Origin of the sequence: Arthrobacter sp. SPG23 (genome assembly GCF_000876655.1) — a bacterium.
In the GTDB taxonomy this organism is placed as follows: Bacteria; Actinomycetota; Actinomycetes; order Actinomycetales; family Micrococcaceae; genus Arthrobacter.
The window spans coordinates 146968-167410 of the sequence record NZ_JYCN01000014.1; the positions used below are offsets into that span (position 1 = coordinate 146968).

The window sequence follows — 20443 nt, forward strand, 5'->3', positions numbered from 1 at the left end:
CCATTCCTGTTCCGCCCGGAAAGTAGTGCACTATGACCCAAACCGCCCTTCCCGGCCTTGTTACGCCGCCGAAACTGCTCAAGGACACCCTGCGGATCGTTCCGCTTGGCGGCCTGGGGGAGATCGGCCGCAACATGACCGTCTTCGAAATCGACGGCAAGCTGCTCATCGTCGACTGCGGCGTCCTCTTCCCTGAGGAGACCCAGCCCGGCGTCGACCTGATCCTGCCCGATTTCTCCTACATCGAGAAGCGCCTCGATGACATCGTCGCCGTCGTCCTCACGCACGGCCACGAAGACCACATCGGCGCCGTTCCGTACCTGCTGCGCCTGCGGGCCGACATTCCCCTGGTGGGCTCCCAGCTGACGCTGGCCCTCATCGAGGCGAAGCTGCAGGAACACCGGATCAAGCCGATCACGCAGACCGTCACCGAGGGGCAGGTCCAGAAGTTCGGCCCCTTCGAATGCGAATTCGTGGCCGTCAACCACTCCATCCCTGACGCCCTCGCCGTGTTCCTCCGCACCTCCGGCGGCACCGTGCTGCACACCGGCGACTTCAAGATGGACCAGCTGCCGCTGGACGGCCGCATCACCGACCTCCGCCATTTCGCCAAGCTGGGCGAAGAAGGCGTGGACCTGTTCATGTCGGACTCCACGAACGCGGACGTGCCGGGCTTCACCACGGCCGAGAAAGAAATCGGCCCCACCCTGGACCGCCTCTTCGGCCAGGCCTCCAAGCGCCTGATCGTTGCGTCCTTCTCCTCGCACGTGCACCGTGTCCAGCAGGTCCTCGACGCCGCCGCCAACCACAACCGCAAGGTGGCCTTCGTGGGCCGCTCGATGGTGCGCAACATGGCCATCGCCGAGAAGCTCGGGTACCTCGACGTGCCCCCGGGCATCCTGGTCGACATCAAGAACATCGACAACCTGCCGGACAACCGCGTAGTGCTGATGTCCACCGGTTCCCAGGGCGAGCCGATGGCAGCCCTGTCCCGCATGGCCAACGGTGACCACCGCGTCGTCGTCGGCCAGGGCGACACTGTGATCCTCGCCTCCAGCCTGATCCCGGGCAACGAGAACGCGGTGTTCCGCATCATCAACGGCCTGCTCAAGCTCGGCGCCGACGTCATCCACAAGGGCAACGCCAAGGTCCACGTCTCCGGCCACGCCGCGGCCGGGGAACTGCTCTACTGCTACAACATCCTCGAACCGCTGAACGCCATGCCGGTGCACGGCGAGACGCGGCACCTGATCGCCAACGGCAAGATCGCCCTGGAGTCCGGCGTGCCGGACGAAAGCATCCTGCTGGCCGACAACGGCACCGTGATCGACCTCCGCGACCACCAGGCCGACGTCGTGGGCCAGGTCGAGGTGGGCTACGTCTACGTTGACGGCTCCAGCGTCGGTGAAGTGACGGAAGCTGACCTGAAGGACCGCCAGACCCTCGGCGACGAAGGCTTCATCTCCATCATCACCGTGATCCACCGCGCCACCGGCAAGGTGGTCTCCGGACCGGAAATCCACGCCCGCGGGGTGGCTGAAGATGATTCCGTTTTCGACGAAATCATTCCCAAGATCAATGCTGCGCTGGAAGAGGCCGTGCTCAACCACACGGACCACACAACGCACCAGCTCCAGCAGGTTGTCCGCCGCGTTGTCGGCACCTGGGTCAACCGCAAGCTTCGCCGCAAGCCCATGATCATTCCGGTGGTGCTCGAGGCGTAAGCCCGGAATTGTTAGACGGGGCCCTCCCCGCAGGAAAGCACGCCCTTCGGGCCGCTGCCTGCGGGGAGGGCCCCGCTCGTTAAGCCGGCCGAAGCCTCCGGAAACGCCTTGCTCCCGCCGTTTCATCCGCAACACCCATCCCGGACCGCCCCGGAAATCCGGGGTTTTTGGCCCGGCTTCCGGTACCGTGGCGGGTATGGCGACACGTACCTCCTCCGCGCCTAGAGGCAACTCAAGCGGCAAACCAGGCAGCTCAGCGGGCAGGGGCTCCGGCTCCGCTGCGTCCAAAACCAGCCGGGCCGGAGGATCGTCGGGCACGGCACGCACCCGCCAGATGGCCGCCGTCGAACCCCGTCAGCCGTGGCTCGTGCGGGTGGCCGCAGGCGCGTGGCTGGGAATCGGTCACGTCGTCGGCGGCGGTGTCCGCCGGATCGGCCACGACGTCAGCGACGTTGCTCCCGAGGACCGCCGGGACGGGGCCGCCCTCTTCAACCTCGCCCTGGGCGTGTTTGTTGCCACCTTCGCGTGGTGGGGTTTCAAGGGATGGTTCCCCGACACCGTGTTCGCGATCGTCAACGGTACTTTCGGCTGGATGTCGCTGCTGCTGCCGCTGATGCTTTTCGTCTGCGCCTTCCGGCTGTTCCGCCAGCCGTCGGACGGGCGGGGCAACAACAGGATCGGCATCGGCTTCCTCATCATGACCTTCGCCGGCTGCGGCCTGGCACACATCATCGGTGGCCAGCCCACCGTAACGGACGGTTTCGACGGCCTGCGGCAGGCCGGCGGAATGCTCGGCTTCCTGGCCGCCTCTCCACTGGCAGCCCTGCACACGGCGGTGCCCGTGGCGGTGTACGGATTGCTGGCCTTCACGTCCCTCCTGATTGTGACCGCGACGCCGTTCGGCGCGATTCCCCGCCGGATCAAGGATGCCTATGAGCACCTCATGGGCATCGACCTGCAGGAACCCGGCGACGTCCACGACCGCAGCTACCTCTACGAAAACTCCGGCCAGGCCGCGCCCAAGAAGAAGAAGCGCGGCCGGCTGTTCGGCAAGGACCAGGAGAATGATCCCCGCCTCGAAGGGTATGTGGGTGACGAAGCCTTCGAACATGCCGTCATCGACGACGACGAGGCAGCCGACAGCGCCAACGGCACCAAGGCTGGTGCCAAGGGGCCCCGCCCTGCGCCCGGCGTGCGCCGGCCCACCCAGGCCGAAATCGCCGTCGAGAAGATCAAGGCAGCCCAGGGGCTGGGCACCAAGGGGCAGGATGCGCCCGGCGAAAACGCCACCGAAGCCATCCCGCTGGTGACCCCGGGGATGGTGGCAGCCGGGTCACTCAATCCCGCTGCAGGTGCGGCCGCCGTTGCTTCAGCTGCGCAAGTGCCCTCACGCCCCGTTGCCCCCGCGCCGCCGCCCACGCCGATCCCGCAGCGCACGGAGCAGCTCTCCCTCGCCGGAGACGTCACCTACACGCTGCCGTCGTCGGACGTACTGACCCCCGGTTCCATCCCGAAGGAGCGTACGGAGGCGAACGATGCCATCGTGGCGTCACTCACCGAAACGCTCAACCAGTTCAACGTGGACGCCCAGGTCACCGGCTTCAGCCGCGGCCCCACCGTCACCCGCTATGAAATCGAACTCTCCCCGGGCACCAAGGTGGAGCGCGTCACGGCGCTGTCCAAGAACATCTCCTACGCCGTCGCCTCCAGCGACGTCCGCATCCTCAGCCCCATCCCCGGCAAGTCCGCCATCGGCATCGAGATCCCCAACACTGACCGCGAGACCGTCTCCCTCGGCGATGTGCTCCGCAGCCAGAACGCCCGGCGCACGGACCACCCGATGGTCATGGGCGTCGGCAAGGACGTGGAGGGCGGCTACGTCGTCGCCAACCTGGCCAAGATGCCCCACCTGCTCGTGGCTGGTGCCACCGGCGCCGGTAAGTCGTCCTTTGTGAACTCCATGATCACCTCGATCCTGATGCGCGCCACGCCGGACGAGGTCCGGATGGTCATGGTGGACCCCAAGCGCGTGGAACTCACCGCGTACGAGGGCGTCCCGCACCTGATCACGCCCATCATCACCAACCCCAAAAAGGCCGCCGAGGCCCTGCAGTGGGTGGTCCGGGAGATGGACGCCCGCTACGACGACCTCGCCAACTACGGCTTCAAGCACATCGACGACTTCAACAAGGCCGTCAGGGCCGGCAAAGTCCACCCGCCGGTCGATTCCAAACGCGTCATCCGCCCGTACCCGTACCTGCTGGTGATTGTGGACGAACTCGCCGACCTCATGATGGTCGCCCCGCGCGACGTTGAAGATTCCATCGTCCGCATCACCCAGCTCGCCCGTGCCGCCGGCATCCACCTGGTCCTGGCAACTCAGCGGCCCTCCGTCGACGTCGTGACCGGCCTGATCAAGGCCAACGTCCCCTCCCGCATGGCGTTCGCCACGTCGTCCGTGACCGACTCCCGCGTGGTCCTGGACCAGCCCGGCGCGGAAAAGCTCATCGGCCAGGGCGACGCGCTCTTCCTGCCCATGGGCGCCTCCAAGGCAATGCGTGTGCAGGGCGCCTGGGTCACCGAATCGGAAATCCACAAAGTGGTTGAGCACGTCAAGGGCCAGCTCAAAGCTGTGTACCGTGACGACGTTGCCCCCGAGGCGCAGAAGAAGCAGATCGACGACGACATCGGGGACGACCTCGAAGTGCTGCTGCAGGCCACCGAGCTTGTAGTCACCACCCAGTTCGGTTCGACGTCCATGCTCCAGCGCAAGCTGCGTGTCGGCTTCGCCAAGGCTGGCCGGCTGATGGACCTGCTCGAATCCAGGGGAGTGGTGGGGCCCTCGGAAGGCTCCAAGGCCCGCGACGTGCTGGTGAAGCCGGATGACCTTGCCGCCGTCCTCGCCGCCATGAAGGGCCAGGATGCCCCGGCCGCGCCGGACTCCCAGACCGCTGCGCTGAGCGACAACGCGAACGCGAACATCGCCCAGGGCGGTTACGCAGAGGATCTCGTGGCCGCAGACCTGGACAACCGAACCCAGAAAGTTGAGTACTACGACGGCGCCGACGCCAGCACGGGAGGCTACGGTGACGACGAAGACGGCTCCGAAGACGCCTGGTCGCTCACCGGACGGTAGCCTAGGAGAGTGACTAGCACTGAAGCCAACAGCTCAGGCTCCGCCTCCGGGATCTGGAACCTTCCGAACATCCTGACGATGCTGCGGATTGTCCTGGTGCCGTTCTTCGTCTGGTTCCTCATCGCGGACGCGCCGGGGCTCCACAGCCAGAACGGCCTCTGGCGCTGGGCCGCTGCCTTGACGTTTGCGGTTGCCATCTACACGGACAAGCTCGACGGCGACATCGCCCGGAGCCGGGGACTGATCACCGACTTCGGCAAGATTGCCGATCCGATCGCGGACAAGCTCCTCACCGGTTCCGCCCTCGTGATGCTCTCGCTGCTGGGCGAACTGCCGTGGTGGATCACCATCCTGATCCTGGCCCGCGAATGGGGGATCACGGCACTGCGGTTCTTCGTGATCCGCTACGGCGTCATCCCGGCGTCACGCGGCGGCAAGCTAAAGACCGTGGTGCAGACCGTCGCGATCCTGCTGTATGTGGTCCCGCTCGCCTCACTGGCGCCGTGGCTGGGCGTGGTGGCCTTCCTGGTGATGCTGGCGGCCGTGGCAATTACCGTCTGGACCGGCGGCCAATATGTCGTCGAAGCGCTGAAGCTGCGGGCGAACGGACGGCGCGCAGCCAGCAAGCGCGTCCAAGGAGAGCTGCCATGAGCAATTTGCACCGTATCGCTGAACAGGCCGTCACCGGCGCCATCTCGCGGGGACTGACTGTGGCCACCGCCGAGTCCCTGACCGCGGGCATGGTGGCGGCGGTCCTCGCTGACACCCCCGGCGCCTCGGGCATGCTCCAGGGCGGCGTGGTTTCGTACCAGAATTCCGTCAAGGCGGACGTCCTGGGCGTTCCCGCCGAACTGCTCGACGCCGTCGGATCCGTGGACGGTGACGTCGCTAAGGCGATGGCCGAGGGGGCGCGACGCGTCTGCGGGGCAGACATCGGCGTGTCCACGACGGGCGTCGCGGGCCCGGAACCGCACGGCGGCAAATCCGTGGGGACGGTTTTTGTGGGTGTCGCCACCGCGGAGGGCACGACGTCGTTCGGTTACGTTTTCGAGGGAAACCGCGCGGACATCCGCGGCCAGGCGTGTGCTGCTGCTTTGGAGCGGCTGCTGGAGGCCCTATCTTCCGAGGCTTACCCGGCGTAAAGTTGCCGGGAACAAAATTTGATTCCTAATAGTTGTTACATTGTGTCGCTTCCGAATCAGTGAGGCGCCTAGGATGAATAAATAATTACGGTTCGCCTGATGAGGGCGGACCTGACGTACGAGGGAGCAAGGCGATACAGATGGTAAAGCAGCCCGTATCCGTAAACGGCGTTGTCCGCTGGAAGGATGTGGGCCTCGCCGATCAGGCCAAGAGCGAACAGAAGGAGCGCAAGATGGTAGTTCTTCGTCACGAAATCGGTGATGTGCTGCGCGACGTTCGCCAGCGTCAGGGCCGGACCCTCCGCGAAGTGTCACACAGTGCCCGGGTCTCCCTGGGTTACCTGAGTGAAGTGGAGCGCGGCCAGAAGGAAGCCTCTTCGGAGCTGCTGTCTTCGATCTGCTCGGCCCTGGACGTACCGTTGTCCAGCATGCTCCGCGAAGTCAGCGACCGCGTTGCCGTCGCCGAGGGCGTTGCTGTTCCGGACACCGTTCCGCAGGAATTCTCGCAGCGTTACCTTGACCGCGAACTTAACACTGAGCTGTCTGACGAACTGGCCAAGGGGCTGCTCTCGGGCGCCCGCTGACCCGCATAAGTCAGGGTTTTCGTTTTTCCAGTTGACGCGAGGGGCCTTCGGCTAAGCCGGAGGCCCCTCGGCGTGCGTATCGGAGCTTGTGGGCGGTATGGCGCGGGGTGCGCACACCGGCCGTCAGGCCTTTATTTCGTCTCGTCCCTTGGGAATCCGTCCCGTTCATAGGTCGCGTTGAGCTTGGCCATGTAGGTGGCGAGTGTCTGCAATTCCTCTACCGGCCATTCCCCGAGCCGCTCACGGAAGACCTCGCGCCGGGCATCCTGCACCTGGTGCATCTTCTCCTCGCCCTTGGGCGTCAGCCGGATGGTCTGGGCCCGGCCGTCCAGCGGGTCCGCTTCCTTCGACACGAGGCCGATGCTCTCAAGGAATGCGATCTGCCGGCTGACCGAGGGTTTGCCGACTCCGATGCAGGAGGCGAGTTCTGTAAGCCTGATGGGGCCCTCCCCGCGGATGACGGTGAGAAGGCCATAGGCCGCCGGTTCCATGTCCGGGTGGACCTGCCGGGACAACTGCTGGGAGATGGATCGTCCACGGCGCCAGAAGAGGCTCATCTGGTTCTCAACGTTTCGCAGGGCGGCGTCGACGCTGTTTTCCGTGGCGCCGGGGGCATCGGGTTCCACAGCTGGGTTGCTCATGGCAACCATTCTATTGGCCTCAGGCGTGAGAGACTTTATCCGTGCGAATCAGCGACTTTTGGCGGCTCATGGACGACGAGTTCGGTGCGGGGTACTCCCGTGTCCTCAGCAGTTCGCTGGTGCTGGCAGGTGTTGGCGGGCGGACCGCGGACCAGGCGCTGGCGGCGGGTGTTCCCCCGCGGCAGGTATGGCTCGCGATGTGCGACGTGCAGGATGTCCCGGCTGATCGACGTCTCGGCAGGGACATTAAGCCGTCCCGAAACTAAGTGTCCGCAGCCTGACACGCCGACGGGTTGTTCGAATATCTGTTCGGGTCGGGCTATGCTTTTTTCAGACCGTTTTTCCACATACGCAATGTCATCCGGCAAGAATGTCGGTGGGTACCGTTAGCGTCGGTGATGACAGACAAAGGGCCGCTCAGGCCACTCCACAGCGAGAAAACTAGAGGTGTGAACCATGGCGGCAGCCCCGGATCGTCAGAAGGCGCTCGATGCAGCGCTGGCCCAGATCGACAAGCAGTTCGGCAAAGGCTCCGTCATGCGGCTGGGCGATGAAGTACGTGCTCCCATCGAAGTCATCCCCACCGGCTCCATTGCCCTGGACGTTGCGCTAGGAATTGGCGGCCTGCCGCGCGGCCGCGTCGTGGAAATCTACGGCCCGGAATCGTCGGGTAAGACCACCGTTGCCCTGCATGCCGTTGCAAATGCCCAGCGCCAGGGTGGCATCGCCGCCTTCATCGACGCCGAGCACGCGCTGGATCCGGAATACGCTGCCAAGCTGGGTGTCGATACCGACGCCCTGCTGGTTTCGCAGCCGGATACGGGTGAACAGGCCCTCGAAATCATGGACATGCTGATCGGCTCGGGTTCCCTCGATGTCATCGTCATCGACTCCGTGGCCGCCCTCGTGCCCCGCGCGGAAATCGAAGGCGACATGGGCGACAGCCACGTCGGCCTCCAGGCCCGCCTGATGAGCCAGGCCCTGCGTAAAATCACCGGACGGTTGAGCCAGACCAAGACGACTGCCATCTTCATCAACCAGCTGCGCGAGAAGATCGGCGTTTTCTTCGGATCACCCGAGACCACCACTGGTGGTAAGGCACTGAAGTTCTACGCCTCCATCCGTATCGACGTCCGCCGCATCCAGACGCTGAAGGAAGGTGCCGACTCGGTGGGCAACCGCACCAAGGCGAAAATCGTCAAAAACAAGATGGCTCCGCCCTTCAAGATCGCCGAATTCGACATCATCTACGGTCAGGGCATCTCCCGTGAGGGCGGCATTATCGACATGGGTGTGGAGCACGGCCTGATCAAGAAATCGGGTTCCTGGTTCACCTACGACGGCGACCAGCTGGGCCAGGGCATGGAGAACTCCCGACGCTTCCTCCGGGACAACCCGGAACTTGCCGCAGAACTGGAGCGCCTCATCAAGGAGAAGCTGGGTGTCGGCGTGAAGCCCGCCGCCGCTGAAACTGAAGAGTCTCCGAAGCTCAAGGCCGTTGACGGCTTCTAGGAGACGCCGGTCCGGGGCCGGGTTCTCCGTGGAGCAGGGTGCGGCGCCGCAGGCGGAACAGGACGCGGAGCCGGATCCGGCCTCGGTGGCGCGGGCCATCGTGCTGCGGCAACTCACCAATTCGCCCAAAAGCAGGCTGCAGCTTTCCCGCAAGCTCGCCGAACGCAATGTTCCGGAGGACGTGGCCGAGGCCGTGCTGGACCGGTTTGAGGAGGTCCGGCTGGTCGATGACTCGGAGTTTGCTGACATGTGGGTCCGGAGCAGGTCCCAGACCCGCAAGCTTGCCAAGGGAGCACTGCGCCGCGAGCTGGCGGACAAGGGCATCGAGCCGGACATTGCTGCCCGTGCCCTGGAGCAGCTCAGCGACGAAGCGGAGGAGTCGGCTGCGCGCCAACTCGTCGAACGCAAGCTGAAGGCCTCAGCGGACCTCACGGACCGGGCTGAGCGGGACAAAGTCACCCGTCGGCTGGCTTCCATGCTGGCGCGTAAGGGGTACCAGCCCTCACAGGCCTTCCGGATTGTGGGGGAAGTCCTCGACGCCGCCGGCGAACCGGCGGCAACGGAATTCCTGTGAACCGGTACCCTTAACAGGTGAGTTTGACCATTCCCTCCCCAGCGTCCGGCACCAGCACTTCAGCCAGCACCGACACGGCACCCGCAGCTGCCCGGCAGCGAACCTACCAGGTGCGTACTTTCGGCTGCCAGATGAACGTGCACGACTCCGAACGTATGGCCGGCATGCTGGAAGATGCCGGCTACGTCCCGGCGTCCGGGGATCACGCCGATGTGGTGGTGTTCAACACCTGCGCTGTCCGGGAAAACGCTGACAACAAGCTCTACGGCAACCTGGGGATGCTCGCGCCGGTCAAGGCGGCCAACCCCGGCATGCAGATCGCTGTGGGCGGCTGCCTGGCCCAGAAGGACCGCGAAACAATCCTGAAGAAGGCTCCGTGGGTGGACGCCGTGTTCGGCACCCACAACGTCGGAGCCCTGCCCGCGCTCCTGGACCGCGCCCGGCACAACAACGAAGCCCAGCTGGAGATCCTGGAATCGCTGGACGTCTTCCCGTCCACCCTTCCCACCAAACGGGACTCGGTGTACTCGGGCTGGGTCTCGATTTCAGTGGGTTGCAACAACACGTGCACGTTCTGCATCGTTCCCGCCCTGCGCGGCAAGGAAAAGGACCGCCGCCCGGGCGACATCCTCGCCGAGATCCAGGCTCTGGTGGATGACGGCGCCATCGAAGTCACGCTCCTGGGCCAGAACGTGAACTCCTACGGTGTGGAATTCGGCGACCGGCAGGCCTTCTCCAAACTGCTCCGTGCCTGCGGCGAAATCGAAGGACTGGAGCGCGTCCGGTTCACCAGTCCGCACCCCGCCGCGTTCACTGACGATGTCATCGACGCCATGGCCGAAACGCCGAACGTCATGCCGCAGCTCCACATGCCGCTGCAATCGGGCTCGGACAAGGTCCTCAAGGACATGAAGCGCTCCTACCGCTCCACCAAGTTCCTCGGCATCCTGGACAAGGTCCGGGATCGGATTCCGCATGCGGCCATCTCCACGGACATCATCGTGGGCTTCCCCGGCGAAACTGAAGAGGACTTCCAGGCCACTCTGGATGTCGTCGAAAAATCGCGCTTTGCTACGGCGTTCACTTTCCAGTACTCCAAGCGCCCCGGCACGCCCGCAGCCGACCTGCCGGACCAGCTCCCCAAGGCCGTGGTCCAGGAGCGCTTCGAGCGCCTGACGGCCCTGCAGGACAGGATCGCCGCTGAGGAGAACGCCCGCCAGCTGGGCCGCCGGGTGGAAGTCATGGTCACGGCACAATCAGGCCGCAAGGCGGAGGAAACACACCGCCTGTCGGGCAGGTCGCAGGATCAGCGCCTGGTGCATTTCTCTGTTCCGGAAGGTGCGGAGAAGCCCCGCCCCGGCGACCTCGTCACGGTGACCATCACCGAGGCCGCCGCATTCCACCTGGTTGCCGATCCCGCCTCGGCGGACGACTATTCCCTGCGCCGCTCGCGTGCCGGTGACGCCTGGGACAGGTCCCAGGCGGACTCCTGCGGAGCTCCGGCAGCCGGCAGCGGTACCGGCGCGAACGGCGGCAGAAGCGGCGTGTCCCTCGGCATGCCGGCCCTCCCCGTCCGCCGCAGCTAGGCAATGGCCAACCCGCGAGAGCACGCCAACCCGCAAACGCCCGCCAGATCCCAGACGCCCGCCCGGGACGTCCCCGCCGTCATCGCGGTGGTTGGCCCCACCGGATCCGGCAAGTCGGACCTCGCCGTGGCGCTGGCGCTGGAACTCGACGGCGAAGTCATCAATGCGGACGCCATGCAGTTCTACCGCGGAATGGACATCGGCACAGCCAAGATCACGGCGGAGGAGCAGCGGGGAGTCCCGCACCACCTGCTGGACACGCTGGACGTCACCGAAGAAGCCAGCGTTTCCGATTTCCAGCGGGACGCGCGTGCTGCCATCACGGAGATCCACGCCCGGGGCAAACGGGCCATCCTGGCCGGCGGGTCGGGCCTGTACGTCCGGGCCGCCCTGGACGTCCTCGAGTTTCCCGGCACGGATCCGGACGTCCGGCGCCGGCTTGAAACCGAGCTCGACACCGCCGGCCTGGCGCCGCTGCGCACCAGGCTCGAAGCAGTAGATCCAGTCTCTGCCGCCCGCCTGGGCGACGCCCGCAGGGTTGTCCGCGCACTGGAGGTCTTCGAGCTGACCGGGCGCCCTTTCAGCTCGTTCATGCCCGTCCGGGAGTACTACCAGCCCGCGGTCCAGATCGGGCTCCAGGTTGACCGCGAGCTACTGAAAGACAGGCTGGCGCAGCGCGTTCACGGCATGGTCGCCAACGGACTCCAGGCCGAGGTCGAGCGGCTGGACGCCGCCGGGCTGAGGAACGGCAAAACCGCGTCCCGCGCACTGGGCTATTCCCAGTTCCTGAAGGTGCTCGACGGCGAATGGGATGCCGGCCAGGCCGCGGAGGACACCATCATGGCCACGCGGAAATTCGCCCGCAGGCAACTGACCTGGTTCCGGGCGGACCCCCGCATCCACTGGTTCGACTGGCAGGACCCGGACCTGGTGGCCAAGGCACTGGGCGTCTGCCGCTGAACACCAGCTCCGCAGGGATGCCGGGTACTGCGACACCGGGTCCGCTGTGATTCGCCGCACTCTTTTCCGGCCCGTCCCGCCGTGACGGTAACCTTGGACCATGGACGAAACCCTTGCACCCGCCCCTGACCGTACACTCCAGGGGCTGAGCGGCCTGGCCTTCTCCAAGGGCCACGGCACCGGCAACGATTTCGTGCTCGTCGCCGACCCCGAGGCCACCTGGCCCATTGCCCCCGAGCAGGTCGCGGAACTCTGCGACCGCCACCGCGGCATCGGCGGCGACGGGCTGATCCGTGCCGTGCCCTCGCGTTTCCTCCCCGAAGGGCGTGAGCTGCAGGCGGTCCACCCGGATGCCGAGTGGTTCATGGACTACCGCAACGGCGACGGATCCCTGTCGGAAATGTGCGGAAACGGCGTGCGGGTGTTCGTGCACTTCCTCGTCGCCCAAGGCCTTGTCCGCCTCGACGCCGGCGATGCCCTGACAATCGGAACACGCGCGGGCGCCAAGACAGTGGTGCGGACCGACGACGGCTACGCCGTGGACATGGGCCCGTGGGAATTCATTTTCCCGGGGGAGGCCACGGCACGGGCCATGGACTCGCTCGTCACAGCCGACGGCCTGGAAGTGCCGCGACCGGCCCTGTCCGTCAGCATGGGGAACCCGCACACCGTGGTGGCCCTGGCGGAACTCAGCGAGCTCGAGGCAACCCAGCTGTTCAAAGCACCGCACGTGGACCCGAAGCCGGCCAACGGCACCAACGTCGAGTTTGTCGTCCCGTCCGAGCCGCTGGTCCACGACGGCGTCGGGACCATCACCATGCGCGTCCACGAGCGCGGTGTGGGGGAGACACAGTCCTGCGGCACCGGCGCCTGCGCCGCCGCCGTTGCCATCCGCCACTGGGCCGGGCAGGGCGCTCCGGACGCCTGGAACGTCAAGGTGCCCGGCGGCGTCGTCGGCGTTAAGTTCTTTGCCGGGCCGGAAGGCCACGAACACGTGGAACTCAGCGGCCCGGCAGTGATCGTCGCTAGCGGGACGCTTTCCTGACCCGGAGGATCCTGAAGGACTTTGACGTGCTTTCCCGGGTGACGGTGAAGCTGCTGTCCAATTCGGCGCCCAACCAGCGTTGCAGCGAATCCGACCCCAGGTTCTTCTGGACCACCAGCCAGGCGGATCCGCCGGGAGCCAGCCGGGGGAGCCACAGCAGCAGCAGGGAGTGAAGCTCGTCCTTGCCGATCCGGATGGGCGGATTCGACCAGATCGTGTCGAAGCGGAGGCCGGGATCAACGTCGTCCGGCAGGCTGGCCGTCACGTTGTTCAGGCCCAGCAGGCCGGCATTTTCGTTCGTCAATGCGACACAGCGCTCGTTCACGTCCACGGCGTAGACCTGCGAATGGGGTGCCCGCAGGGCCATGCTCAGGGCAATCGGACCCCAGCCGCAACCGATGTCCAGCAGGTTGCCCTGGGGCGAAGGCGCCGGCACGTCGGCCAAAAGTACGGCAGTTCCCTTGTCGATACCGTCCGGGCTGAAGATGCCGCTGGACGTCTGCAGCCTGCGCGTTTCACCGGCAAGTTCCACGGTGAGCGGTTTGCGGGTGAACGGCCCGGCAGGTTGGGCGCTGAAATAATGTGCAGACTCCATAACTCGCCAGATTAGTTGCCGCGCGCGCCGATGGGAAACGAGGACGCGAACGGGGCACGGTGACCGGTCTGCTAGTGTTTAATCCATGTTCTTGATCTTTGAGTAGCCGGCACGGGCCACCGCCCGTCCCGCAGCGACGCAGGTATACACCTTCCGCTCAGTGCGCCGTCCTGCCGTGATTCTCCGGCACGACGTCCCGCCCGTCCTACTTGGAGTCCAGCAATGCTGATCATCTGACCCTGCGCATCCCTTCGGGACCGGCGCACCCTCCGCAAGGCCGCCTGCCTCCCAGGCACCTCACTTACCGCCCGTACCGCCGCCCGCTGCACATCAGCCGCCGGCACTCCAGGAGCCCGAATGACCCATAGTCGTCAGCCCAGCGCGAATACCGCCCCGCAGACAAACAATCAGCATTATTCTGAAAGTGTCGAATCTTCAAAGGAGAACATGACCAACCAGCCCAATACCGGATCAGATTCAGCCTCCCAGGACATGAGTCCTGAGGAAATCCAGGCTGTCATCGACCGGATTCTGTCCAAGGATGTCCCTGCCCGAGCCGCCGGATCCGCCCCTGAGAATCCGCGCGGAGTTCTGGGCTCGGCCCAGGCGATTTCCCGCCAGGACAGCGAACACAGCATCTTCGACGGGGACCAGCAGGACCTCGAGGAACGACGGGCCCTGCGCCGTACGGCCGGCCTTTCCACGGAACTCGAAGACGTCACCGAGGTTGAGTACCGGCAGCTGCGCCTCGAGCGGGTGGTCCTGGCCGGCCTCTGGACCGAGGGCACCCTCGCCGACGCGGAAAATTCGCTGCGCGAACTTGCCGCGTTGGCCGAAACCGCCGGCTCGGAAGTCCTCGACGGCATCGTCCAGCGCCGCGCCAAGCCCGACCCCGGTACCTTCCTCGGCTCCGGCAAGGCCCAGGAGCTCAAGGACATCGTGATGTCCACCGGCGCCGACACCGTGGTGGTGGATGCCGAGCTGGCACCTTCACAGCGTCGCGGACTTGAAGACATCGTGAAGGTCAAGGTCATTGACCGCACGGCCCTGATCCTGGACATCTTCGCCCAGCACGCCAAGAGCCGCGAAGGCAAGGCCCAAGTAGAGTTGGCGCAGCTTGAATACCTGCTCCCGCGCCTGCGCGGCTGGGGCGAATCCATGTCCCGCCAGGCCGGCGGCCAGGTGGGCGGCGCAGGCGCCGGCATGGGCTCCCGCGGTCCCGGTGAAACCAAGATCGAACTGGACCGGCGCCGGATCCGTACCAGGATGGCCAAGCTGCGGCGCGAAATCGCCGCGATGAAGCCGGCCCGGGAAACCAAGCGGGCCAACCGCCGTCGTAATTCCGTGCCTTCAGTGGCCATCGCGGGCTACACGAACGCGGGTAAGTCCTCATTGCTGAACCGGCTGACCGACGCCGGAGTCCTGGTGGAGAACGCACTGTTCGCCACGTTGGATCCCACGGTCCGAAAGGCCGAGACGGCGGACGGCCTGGGCTACACCCTGGCTGACACCGTGGGCTTCGTCCGGTCGCTTCCCACGCAGCTGGTGGAAGCATTCCGCTCCACCCTCGAGGAAGTGGCCGATTCGGACCTCATCCTGCACGTGGTGGACGTTTCGCATCCCGATCCGGAGGGCCAGATCGCAGCGGTCCGGGCCGTGTTCAGCGAAGTGGATGCCCGCAAGGTTCCGGAAATCATTGTGCTGAACAAGGCCGACGCCGCGGATCCCTTCGTGGTGGAACGCCTCAAGCGGCGCGAACCCCGCCATGTGGTGGTTTCCGCCCGCACCGGGCAGGGCATCGCCGAGCTCCTGAAGGCGATCAGTGAATCCATCCCGAGGCCAAGCGTCAAGATGGAACTGCTGATTCCCTACAACCGCGGGGACCTGCTCAGCAAACTCCACGAAACGGACGCTGAAATCCTTCGCCTGGACCATGAAGAGGAGGGCACACGCGCCCTCGTCATGGTGCGCGAGGGGCTCGCCGCTGAACTGGAATCCTTCATCAGCAATGTCTGATCCCGGGGCCGGAGAAACCAGCGGTTCCGCCGGCGAGCAGTTCGTCATCGAACTGCTCGACCGGGCGGTGTCCGGCATGGGGGGACAGAGCCGCAGCGGCCAGCACGAGATGGCCCGGCAGGTGTCGCGCGCTATCGACAGCGGCGACCACCTGCTGGTGCAGGCCGGCACCGGCACCGGAAAGTCACTCGCGTACCTGATTCCGCTGATCGCCCATTCACAGGTCAGCGACAAGCCCACCCTGGTGTCCACGGCAACCCTGGCCCTGCAGACCCAGATCGTGGGCAGGGACCTGCCGCGGCTGCTGGAAACCATCACTCCCGCGTTGGAGCGGCCCGTCAAGGTGGCCCTCGTCAAGGGCCGGGCAAACTATGTCTGCCGGCACAAGCTCGACGGCGGGTTCCCCTCCGAGGAGCCGTCCGAAGGGCAGCTCTTCTCGCTGGGCGAGGACACCAGCGTCCCGCACTTCGCCGCCTCCCTGGGCGGCCCGGCGTCGCAGCTGGGCAAGGAAGTGGTCCGGCTCCGCGAGTGGGCGGAGAAGACCGCAACGGGGGATCGGGACGAACTGATGCCGGGTGTGACGGACCGTGCGTGGCGGCAGGTGTCCGTCACGTCGATGGAATGCCTGGGGGCGCAGAAATGTCCCATGGCCGCCGAATGCTTCAGCGAACTGGCCCGTCAGGACGCCGCTGAGGCAGATGTCGTGGTCACCAACCATGCCATGCTGGCCGTCAGCGCCTTCGAGGGCCTTGCGGTGCTTCCCGAGTACGACGTCGTGGTGGTGGACGAGGCGCACGAGCTGCAGGATCGGGTAACTGGAGCAGTCTCCGGGCAGCTGTCCGTGGCGATGGTCCACGCCGCCGCTTCGGGTGCCCGGAAGAATACCGGAATCACGGTGGACGCGCTCAATAACGCAGCCGCCAACCTTGAGCTGGCCATTGCCGGCGTCCCCAGCGGGCTCCTGCCCAATGGCCTCAACGACGAACAGCTTGACTGCGTGGACCAGCTGCGGGAAGCCTGCCGGGCCGCCCTTTCCGACTCGAAGGGGGACAGCGCCAACACGGCCGACGGCGGCCGCCAGCTTGCGCGCTCCCGCCTCATGGTCATCCTCGAGCTCTGTGAACGCCTGATCGCCGCCCGGGAGAACCGCGAGGTGGTCTGGTTCTCGCGGAACAGCACGTTTGATCCGCAACAGGGCTACTCCCAGCCGGACGACGCCGCCCCCGCGCTGATTAACATCGCCCCGCTGAGCGTGGCGGGGAAGCTGCGCGACGGGCTCTTTGCCGGCCATACAGTCGTCCTCACCTCCGCCACCCTCGCAATCGGATCCGCCTTCGAGCCGGCTGCAGGAGGGCTCGGGCTGGTGGGTCCGGGCGCACCCAGCTGGACCGGTGTGGACGTCGGCTCGCCCTTCGACTACCCCAAGCAGGGGATTCTCTACGTAGCCAGCCACCTGCCGAAGCCCGGCCGCGGAACGTCACCCGAAGCGCTGGACGAGCTGGAGAAACTGATCCGGGCGTCCGGCGGCGGGGCACTGTGCCTCTTTTCGTCGCGGCGGGCCGCGGAGGAGGCGGCAGAGGCCATGCGCCCGCGCCTGGACGTCAGCATCCTGTGCCAGGGCGAATCCACCATGACAGCACTGGTGCGGCAGTTTGCGGACGAACCGGACACCTGCCTTTTCGGCACCATGTCGCTCTGGCAGGGAGTCGACGTTCCCGGCGGGTCGTGCCGGCTAGTGGTCATCGACCGGATTCCGTTCCCGCGGCCGGACGATCCCCTGATGACGGCGCGTTCCCGGGCGGTGGCCCAGGCGGGCGGCAACGGCTTTATGTCGGTGTCGGCCACCCACGCGGCGATCCGGCTCGCCCAGGGGGCCGGCCGGCTGATCCGCTCTACGGGCGACAAGGGCGTTGTGGCTGTCCTTGACTCCCGGCTGTCCACGGAACGCTACGGGGGCTTCCTGCGGGCTGCCCTGCCGCCGTTCTGGCCCACCACCGATCCTGCGATTGCGGTTGCCGCCCTGTCGAGGTTGGCAAAGGCTCCGTCAGAGGTTGCCGCCGGCTGACGCCGACAGTTGTCAGGGCGCGCCGCCCGGTCATCCGGTCACGACGGCTGCCCGGCCGCGGGCGGGCAGCGGCTACAGCGAGCGGAGAACCGACACAACCTTGCCCATGATGTTGGCGTGGTCGCCGAGGATGGGCTCGTACTGCGTGTTCTGTGGCAGCAGCCAGGTGTGGCCGTCCCGTTGGCGGAACGTTTTGACTGTGGCTTCATCGTCCAGCAGGGCGGCCACGATGTCGCCGTTGACCGCGTCACTCTGCCGGCGGACCACAACCCAGTCGCCGTCGCAAATTGCCGCGTCGATCATCGAGTCGCCGGTCACTTTCAGCATAAAGAGCTCACCGTGGCCAACCAGTTGCCTTGGCAGCGGCATCACGTCCTCCACCATCTGGTCAGCCAGAATCGGGCCGCCTGCTGCGATCCGCCCGACCAGCGGGACCATGGCCGTGTCCGTTGCGGTGGCCAGCTCGGAGACGGCCAGTCCACCAACGGTGCGCAGCCGTGCAGGCTTCTCCACACCGGAGATTTTGGCGGTTCCTTCGTCCAGGGTCAGCGGCATCAGGACTTCCATGGCACGCGGACGCTTCGGGTCGCGGCGGAGGTAGCCCAGCTTCTCGAGCTGCGAAAGCTGGTGGGTGACGCTGGAGAGGCTGGCCAGGCCCACGGTGTCGCCGATTTCACGCATCGACGGCGGATAGCCGTTGTCATTGACGGACCGCTGGATCGTTTCCAGAATCTTCTTCTGCCGCACCGTGAGGCCCTTCGGCTTCGCTGGTGACTGCTGGCTCCGCTGCGTAGCCCTGCCGCCGGTGGCTTGTGCTGCCATGTTCGCCAACGCCTTTCCGTTCCACCCGGCCTCCGTGGCTGCAGCTGCCGGGAACTTCCGGCCTGAAAATGTCAGACCCTGCTGATCAACTGCAGAAGTGGTTGTTCTGTAGCTCAAACGTAGGCCAGCCCCACAGCTTTTTCAAACATTTGTTCTAGTGAGTCTCGACAATGTTCGTTAATAAGTGCTAGAACGGAACCAGCAAAGTTCGAATATGTGTTCTAGTCGCAAGCTCCATTCGGTTCTATGTTCGAAGACCGGGTGGGCGGGTGGCAGCTTCAGGAACATGCCGGGCGGCACAGTCAGGTCCAGGAGGGCTCAGTTCATGTCAGCAACAAGCGCTATTCAGGGTTCGCGTCACAAGGGTTCGGCCAATCAGGGCCGGGGCCATCACACTTCGGAGTCCCCGCGGTCCGCAGAGCAGGGAGCAGGCGTGTCGGGAATCCAGGGCTTCAACTGGGAAGAGCGTCCGGCGGTGAAAGCCGCCAGAGCGGCGAAGGTCAGGTCTGCGCAGCCGCCACTCCGCCTGACGCGCAGGGGGCGCATCGTCCTGGTGGGCGTGCCGCTGATCCTGTTGACGGTGCTGTTGATCTCGCTGGCCGGGTTCTTGAACTCGCCTGCGAAGGCGGCGGATTCCGCGTCCGAGCTCTCAGTGACCCCCACCGTGTCGGTCACGGTTCAGCCGGGGCAGTCCCTGTGGGAGATCGCAGGCTCCGTAGCGCCGGAACGCGACACCCGCGATGTTGTGGCCGACATCGTCCAGCTGAACAACCTTGATGGCGGCAAGGTCATGCCGGGCCAGCAGATCTTCGTGCCCTCGAACTAGGCCCGGGAGATGGCCGTCGGCTGGGGCCGCGGCGTCACAGTTTCAGTGGCCCGGCCACCCTCACTTAAACTGTTGAAGTGACTGACCAGCTAGAGCGCCTGAACCGACTTCCCCTCCGGACCAACCTGCGTGGCCTTACCCCGTACGGTGCGCCGCAGCTGGACGTTCCCATCCTGCTCAACGTCAACGAGAATACCCATGGCGTTCCTGCCGATGTCCTCGTGGCCATCTCCGAAGCCGTCACCGCAGCCGCCGCCGGACTAAACCGCTACCCGGACCGTGAGTTCACCGAACTCCGGGAACGCCTGGCGGAGTACCTCGGCCACGGCCTGGGGGCTGAAAACATCTGGGCGGCCAACGGGTCCAACGAAGTGCTGCAGCAGATTCTGCAGGCGTTCGGCGGGCCCGGGCGCACCGCGCTCGGGTTCCCGCCCACGTACTCCATGTACCCCCTCCTGGCGAGCGGGACCGACACTGAATACATCGTCGGCCAGCGTGCAGAGGACTATGGCCTCAGTGCCGAGTCGGCGGCGCGGCAGGTCCGGGAACTTCAGCCAAACATCGTCTTCCTGTGCTCGCCCAACAATCCCACCGGCACCGGGCTGGGACTGGATGTGGTGGAGGCCGTGTACGCCGCAGGCGAGGCAAGCCGGACCGTTGTGATCGTCGATGAGGCCTACCACGAATTTGCCCACGACGGTACGCCCAGCGCCCTGACCCTTCTTCCGGGCCGTGAGCGGCTGATCGTGTCCCGCACCATGAGCAAGGCGTTTGCCCTGGCCGGAGCGCGTCTGGGGTACATGGCGGCCGCGCCTGAGGTGGCTGACGCGCTGCGGTTGGTGCGGCTGCCCTACCACCTCTCCGCCATCACCCAGGCCACTGCCCTGGCCGCCCTGACGCACCGCGAGGCGCTCATGGCCGACGTCGAAGACATCAAGCGGCAGCGCGACCGGATCGTCACGGAACTCACCAGGATGGGCCTCAAACCCGCCGCGTCCGACTCCAACTACGTCTTCTTCGGCGGGCTCGAGGACCCGCACGGGGTCTGGCAGGGCCTGCTCGACCGCGGGGTCCTGATCCGGGACGTCGGCATCCCCGGGCACCTACGCGTCACCGCAGGCACTGAGACGGAAACCACAGCCTTCCTGGAGGCGCTGGAACTGATCCTGACCGGGCAGCCCAGCGTCCCGGCCTAAACTGGACTCAGACCCCCGG

The 20443-nt window shown here is 65.9% G+C and carries 18 protein-coding genes; 15 read left to right on the forward strand and 3 right to left on the reverse strand.

Going from position 1 to position 20443, the window contains the following annotated elements:
* The first annotated feature begins 32 nt into the window (after positions 1-32).
* From TV39_RS07445 to TV39_RS07465, 5 genes are all read left to right on the forward strand, one after another.
* Entirely contained in the window at positions 33-1724 is a 1692-nt protein-coding gene (locus tag TV39_RS07445; protein WP_011691314.1) for a ribonuclease J, read from the forward strand.
* Between the two features lie 196 nt (positions 1725-1920).
* Positions 1921-4860, forward strand: a complete 2940-nt coding sequence (locus tag TV39_RS07450) for an FtsK/SpoIIIE family DNA translocase (protein ID WP_043480280.1) — start codon at positions 1921-1923, stop codon at positions 4858-4860.
* Between the two features lie 9 nt (positions 4861-4869).
* Positions 4870-5511, forward strand: a complete 642-nt coding sequence (gene pgsA, locus TV39_RS07455; protein WP_043480152.1) for a CDP-diacylglycerol--glycerol-3-phosphate 3-phosphatidyltransferase — start codon at positions 4870-4872, stop codon at positions 5509-5511.
* A complete protein-coding gene (locus tag TV39_RS07460; RefSeq protein ID WP_043480154.1) occupies positions 5508-6002 on the forward strand; it encodes a CinA family protein in 495 nt (164 codons plus the stop codon). Before pgsA ends, TV39_RS07460 begins: the two co-directional genes overlap by 4 nt.
* A gap of 140 nt (positions 6003-6142) precedes the next feature.
* The gene (locus TV39_RS07465; RefSeq protein WP_043429615.1) at positions 6143-6586 is read left to right on the forward strand and encodes a helix-turn-helix domain-containing protein; all 444 of its coding nucleotides are present in this window, start codon (positions 6143-6145) and stop codon (positions 6584-6586) included.
* 131 nt (positions 6587-6717) lie between these two features.
* Here TV39_RS07465 and TV39_RS07470 read toward each other — a convergent pair whose 3' ends face one another.
* Entirely contained in the window at positions 6718-7227 is a 510-nt protein-coding gene (locus TV39_RS07470) for a MarR family winged helix-turn-helix transcriptional regulator (RefSeq protein ID WP_043480282.1), read from the reverse strand.
* Positions 7228-7268: 41 nt separating this feature from the next.
* On the opposite strand from TV39_RS07470, the gene TV39_RS07475 reads away from it, so the two are divergent.
* The 6 genes from TV39_RS07475 (at position 7269) to dapF (ending at position 12904) form a co-directional block, all read left to right on the forward strand.
* Positions 7269-7493 (forward strand): DUF3046 domain-containing protein, encoded by a 225-nt coding sequence (locus tag TV39_RS07475; RefSeq protein ID WP_043480156.1) that lies wholly within the window; start codon positions 7269-7271, stop codon positions 7491-7493.
* A 190-nt stretch (positions 7494-7683) separates the two neighbouring features.
* Entirely contained in the window at positions 7684-8739 is a 1056-nt protein-coding gene (recA, locus tag TV39_RS07480) for a recombinase RecA (protein ID WP_043480159.1), read from the forward strand.
* Positions 8740-8767: 28 nt separating this feature from the next.
* Positions 8768-9313, forward strand: coding sequence for a regulatory protein RecX (locus TV39_RS07485; protein ID WP_043480161.1), 546 nt, complete (start codon positions 8768-8770; stop codon positions 9311-9313).
* A gap of 17 nt (positions 9314-9330) precedes the next feature.
* Positions 9331-10899: a tRNA (N6-isopentenyl adenosine(37)-C2)-methylthiotransferase MiaB gene (gene miaB, locus TV39_RS07490; RefSeq protein WP_082049551.1), complete on the forward strand. Its 1569-nt coding sequence runs from the start codon at positions 9331-9333 to the stop codon at positions 10897-10899.
* A gap of 3 nt (positions 10900-10902) precedes the next feature.
* Positions 10903-11859 (forward strand): tRNA (adenosine(37)-N6)-dimethylallyltransferase MiaA, encoded by a 957-nt coding sequence (miaA, locus tag TV39_RS07495; RefSeq protein WP_043480163.1) that lies wholly within the window; start codon positions 10903-10905, stop codon positions 11857-11859.
* A 100-nt stretch (positions 11860-11959) separates the two neighbouring features.
* Positions 11960-12904, forward strand: a complete 945-nt coding sequence (gene dapF, locus TV39_RS07500; RefSeq protein WP_043480165.1) for a diaminopimelate epimerase — start codon at positions 11960-11962, stop codon at positions 12902-12904.
* Here the strand turns inward: dapF and TV39_RS07505 are convergent.
* Positions 12885-13499: a class I SAM-dependent methyltransferase gene (locus tag TV39_RS07505; RefSeq protein ID WP_043480167.1), complete on the reverse strand. Its 615-nt coding sequence runs from the start codon at positions 13497-13499 to the stop codon at positions 12885-12887. The genes dapF and TV39_RS07505 overlap by 20 nt on opposite strands.
* Positions 13500-13946: 447 nt before the next feature.
* Between TV39_RS07505 and hflX the strand changes: the two genes are divergently transcribed.
* Together hflX and TV39_RS07515 are read left to right on the forward strand one after the other, a co-directional pair.
* Positions 13947-15515 (forward strand): GTPase HflX, encoded by a 1569-nt coding sequence (hflX, locus tag TV39_RS07510; RefSeq protein WP_043480169.1) that lies wholly within the window; start codon positions 13947-13949, stop codon positions 15513-15515.
* Entirely contained in the window at positions 15508-17580 is a 2073-nt protein-coding gene (locus tag TV39_RS07515) for an ATP-dependent DNA helicase (protein WP_043480171.1), read from the forward strand. The genes hflX and TV39_RS07515 overlap by 8 nt, the downstream gene beginning before the upstream one ends.
* Positions 17581-17652: 72 nt before the next feature.
* On the opposite strand, the gene lexA is transcribed toward TV39_RS07515, so the two are convergent.
* Positions 17653-18402: a transcriptional repressor LexA gene (lexA, locus tag TV39_RS07520; protein ID WP_043480173.1), complete on the reverse strand. Its 750-nt coding sequence runs from the start codon at positions 18400-18402 to the stop codon at positions 17653-17655.
* Positions 18403-18877: 475 nt separating this feature from the next.
* Here lexA and TV39_RS22350 point away from each other — a divergent pair, with 475 nt between their 5' ends.
* Both TV39_RS22350 and TV39_RS07530 read left to right on the forward strand, forming a co-directional pair.
* A complete protein-coding gene (locus TV39_RS22350) occupies positions 18878-19228 on the forward strand; it encodes a LysM peptidoglycan-binding domain-containing protein (protein WP_043480287.1) in 351 nt (116 codons plus the stop codon).
* A 77-nt stretch (positions 19229-19305) separates the two neighbouring features.
* A complete protein-coding gene (locus TV39_RS07530; protein ID WP_043480175.1) occupies positions 19306-20424 on the forward strand; it encodes a histidinol-phosphate transaminase in 1119 nt (372 codons plus the stop codon).
* Positions 20425-20443: the final 19 nt, after the last annotated feature.

Bases quoted from the DNA above. Each gene is read 5' to 3' on its own strand.
- TV39_RS07445 (WP_011691314.1), top strand. From the start codon at position 33: ATGACCCAAACCGCCCTTCCCGGCCTTGTTACGCCGCCGAAACTGCTC.
- TV39_RS07450 (WP_043480280.1), top strand. From the start codon at position 1,921: ATGGCGACACGTACCTCCTCCGCGCCTAGAGGCAACTCAAGCGGCAAA.
- TV39_RS07460 (WP_043480154.1), top strand. From the start codon at position 5,508: ATGAGCAATTTGCACCGTATCGCTGAACAGGCCGTCACCGGCGCCATC.
- TV39_RS07465 (WP_043429615.1), top strand. From the start codon at position 6,143: ATGGTAAAGCAGCCCGTATCCGTAAACGGCGTTGTCCGCTGGAAGGAT.
- TV39_RS07470 (WP_043480282.1), bottom strand. From the start codon at position 7,227: ATGAGCAACCCAGCTGTGGAACCCGATGCCCCCGGCGCCACGGAAAAC.
- recA (WP_043480159.1), top strand. From the start codon at position 7,684: ATGGCGGCAGCCCCGGATCGTCAGAAGGCGCTCGATGCAGCGCTGGCC.
- miaA (WP_043480163.1), top strand. From the start codon at position 10,903: ATGGCCAACCCGCGAGAGCACGCCAACCCGCAAACGCCCGCCAGATCC.
- dapF (WP_043480165.1), top strand. From the start codon at position 11,960: ATGGACGAAACCCTTGCACCCGCCCCTGACCGTACACTCCAGGGGCTG.
- TV39_RS07505 (WP_043480167.1), bottom strand. From the start codon at position 13,499: ATGGAGTCTGCACATTATTTCAGCGCCCAACCTGCCGGGCCGTTCACC.
- hflX (WP_043480169.1), top strand. From the start codon at position 13,947: ATGACCAACCAGCCCAATACCGGATCAGATTCAGCCTCCCAGGACATG.
- TV39_RS07515 (WP_043480171.1), top strand. From the start codon at position 15,508: ATGTCTGATCCCGGGGCCGGAGAAACCAGCGGTTCCGCCGGCGAGCAG.
- lexA (WP_043480173.1), bottom strand. From the start codon at position 18,402: ATGGCAGCACAAGCCACCGGCGGCAGGGCTACGCAGCGGAGCCAGCAG.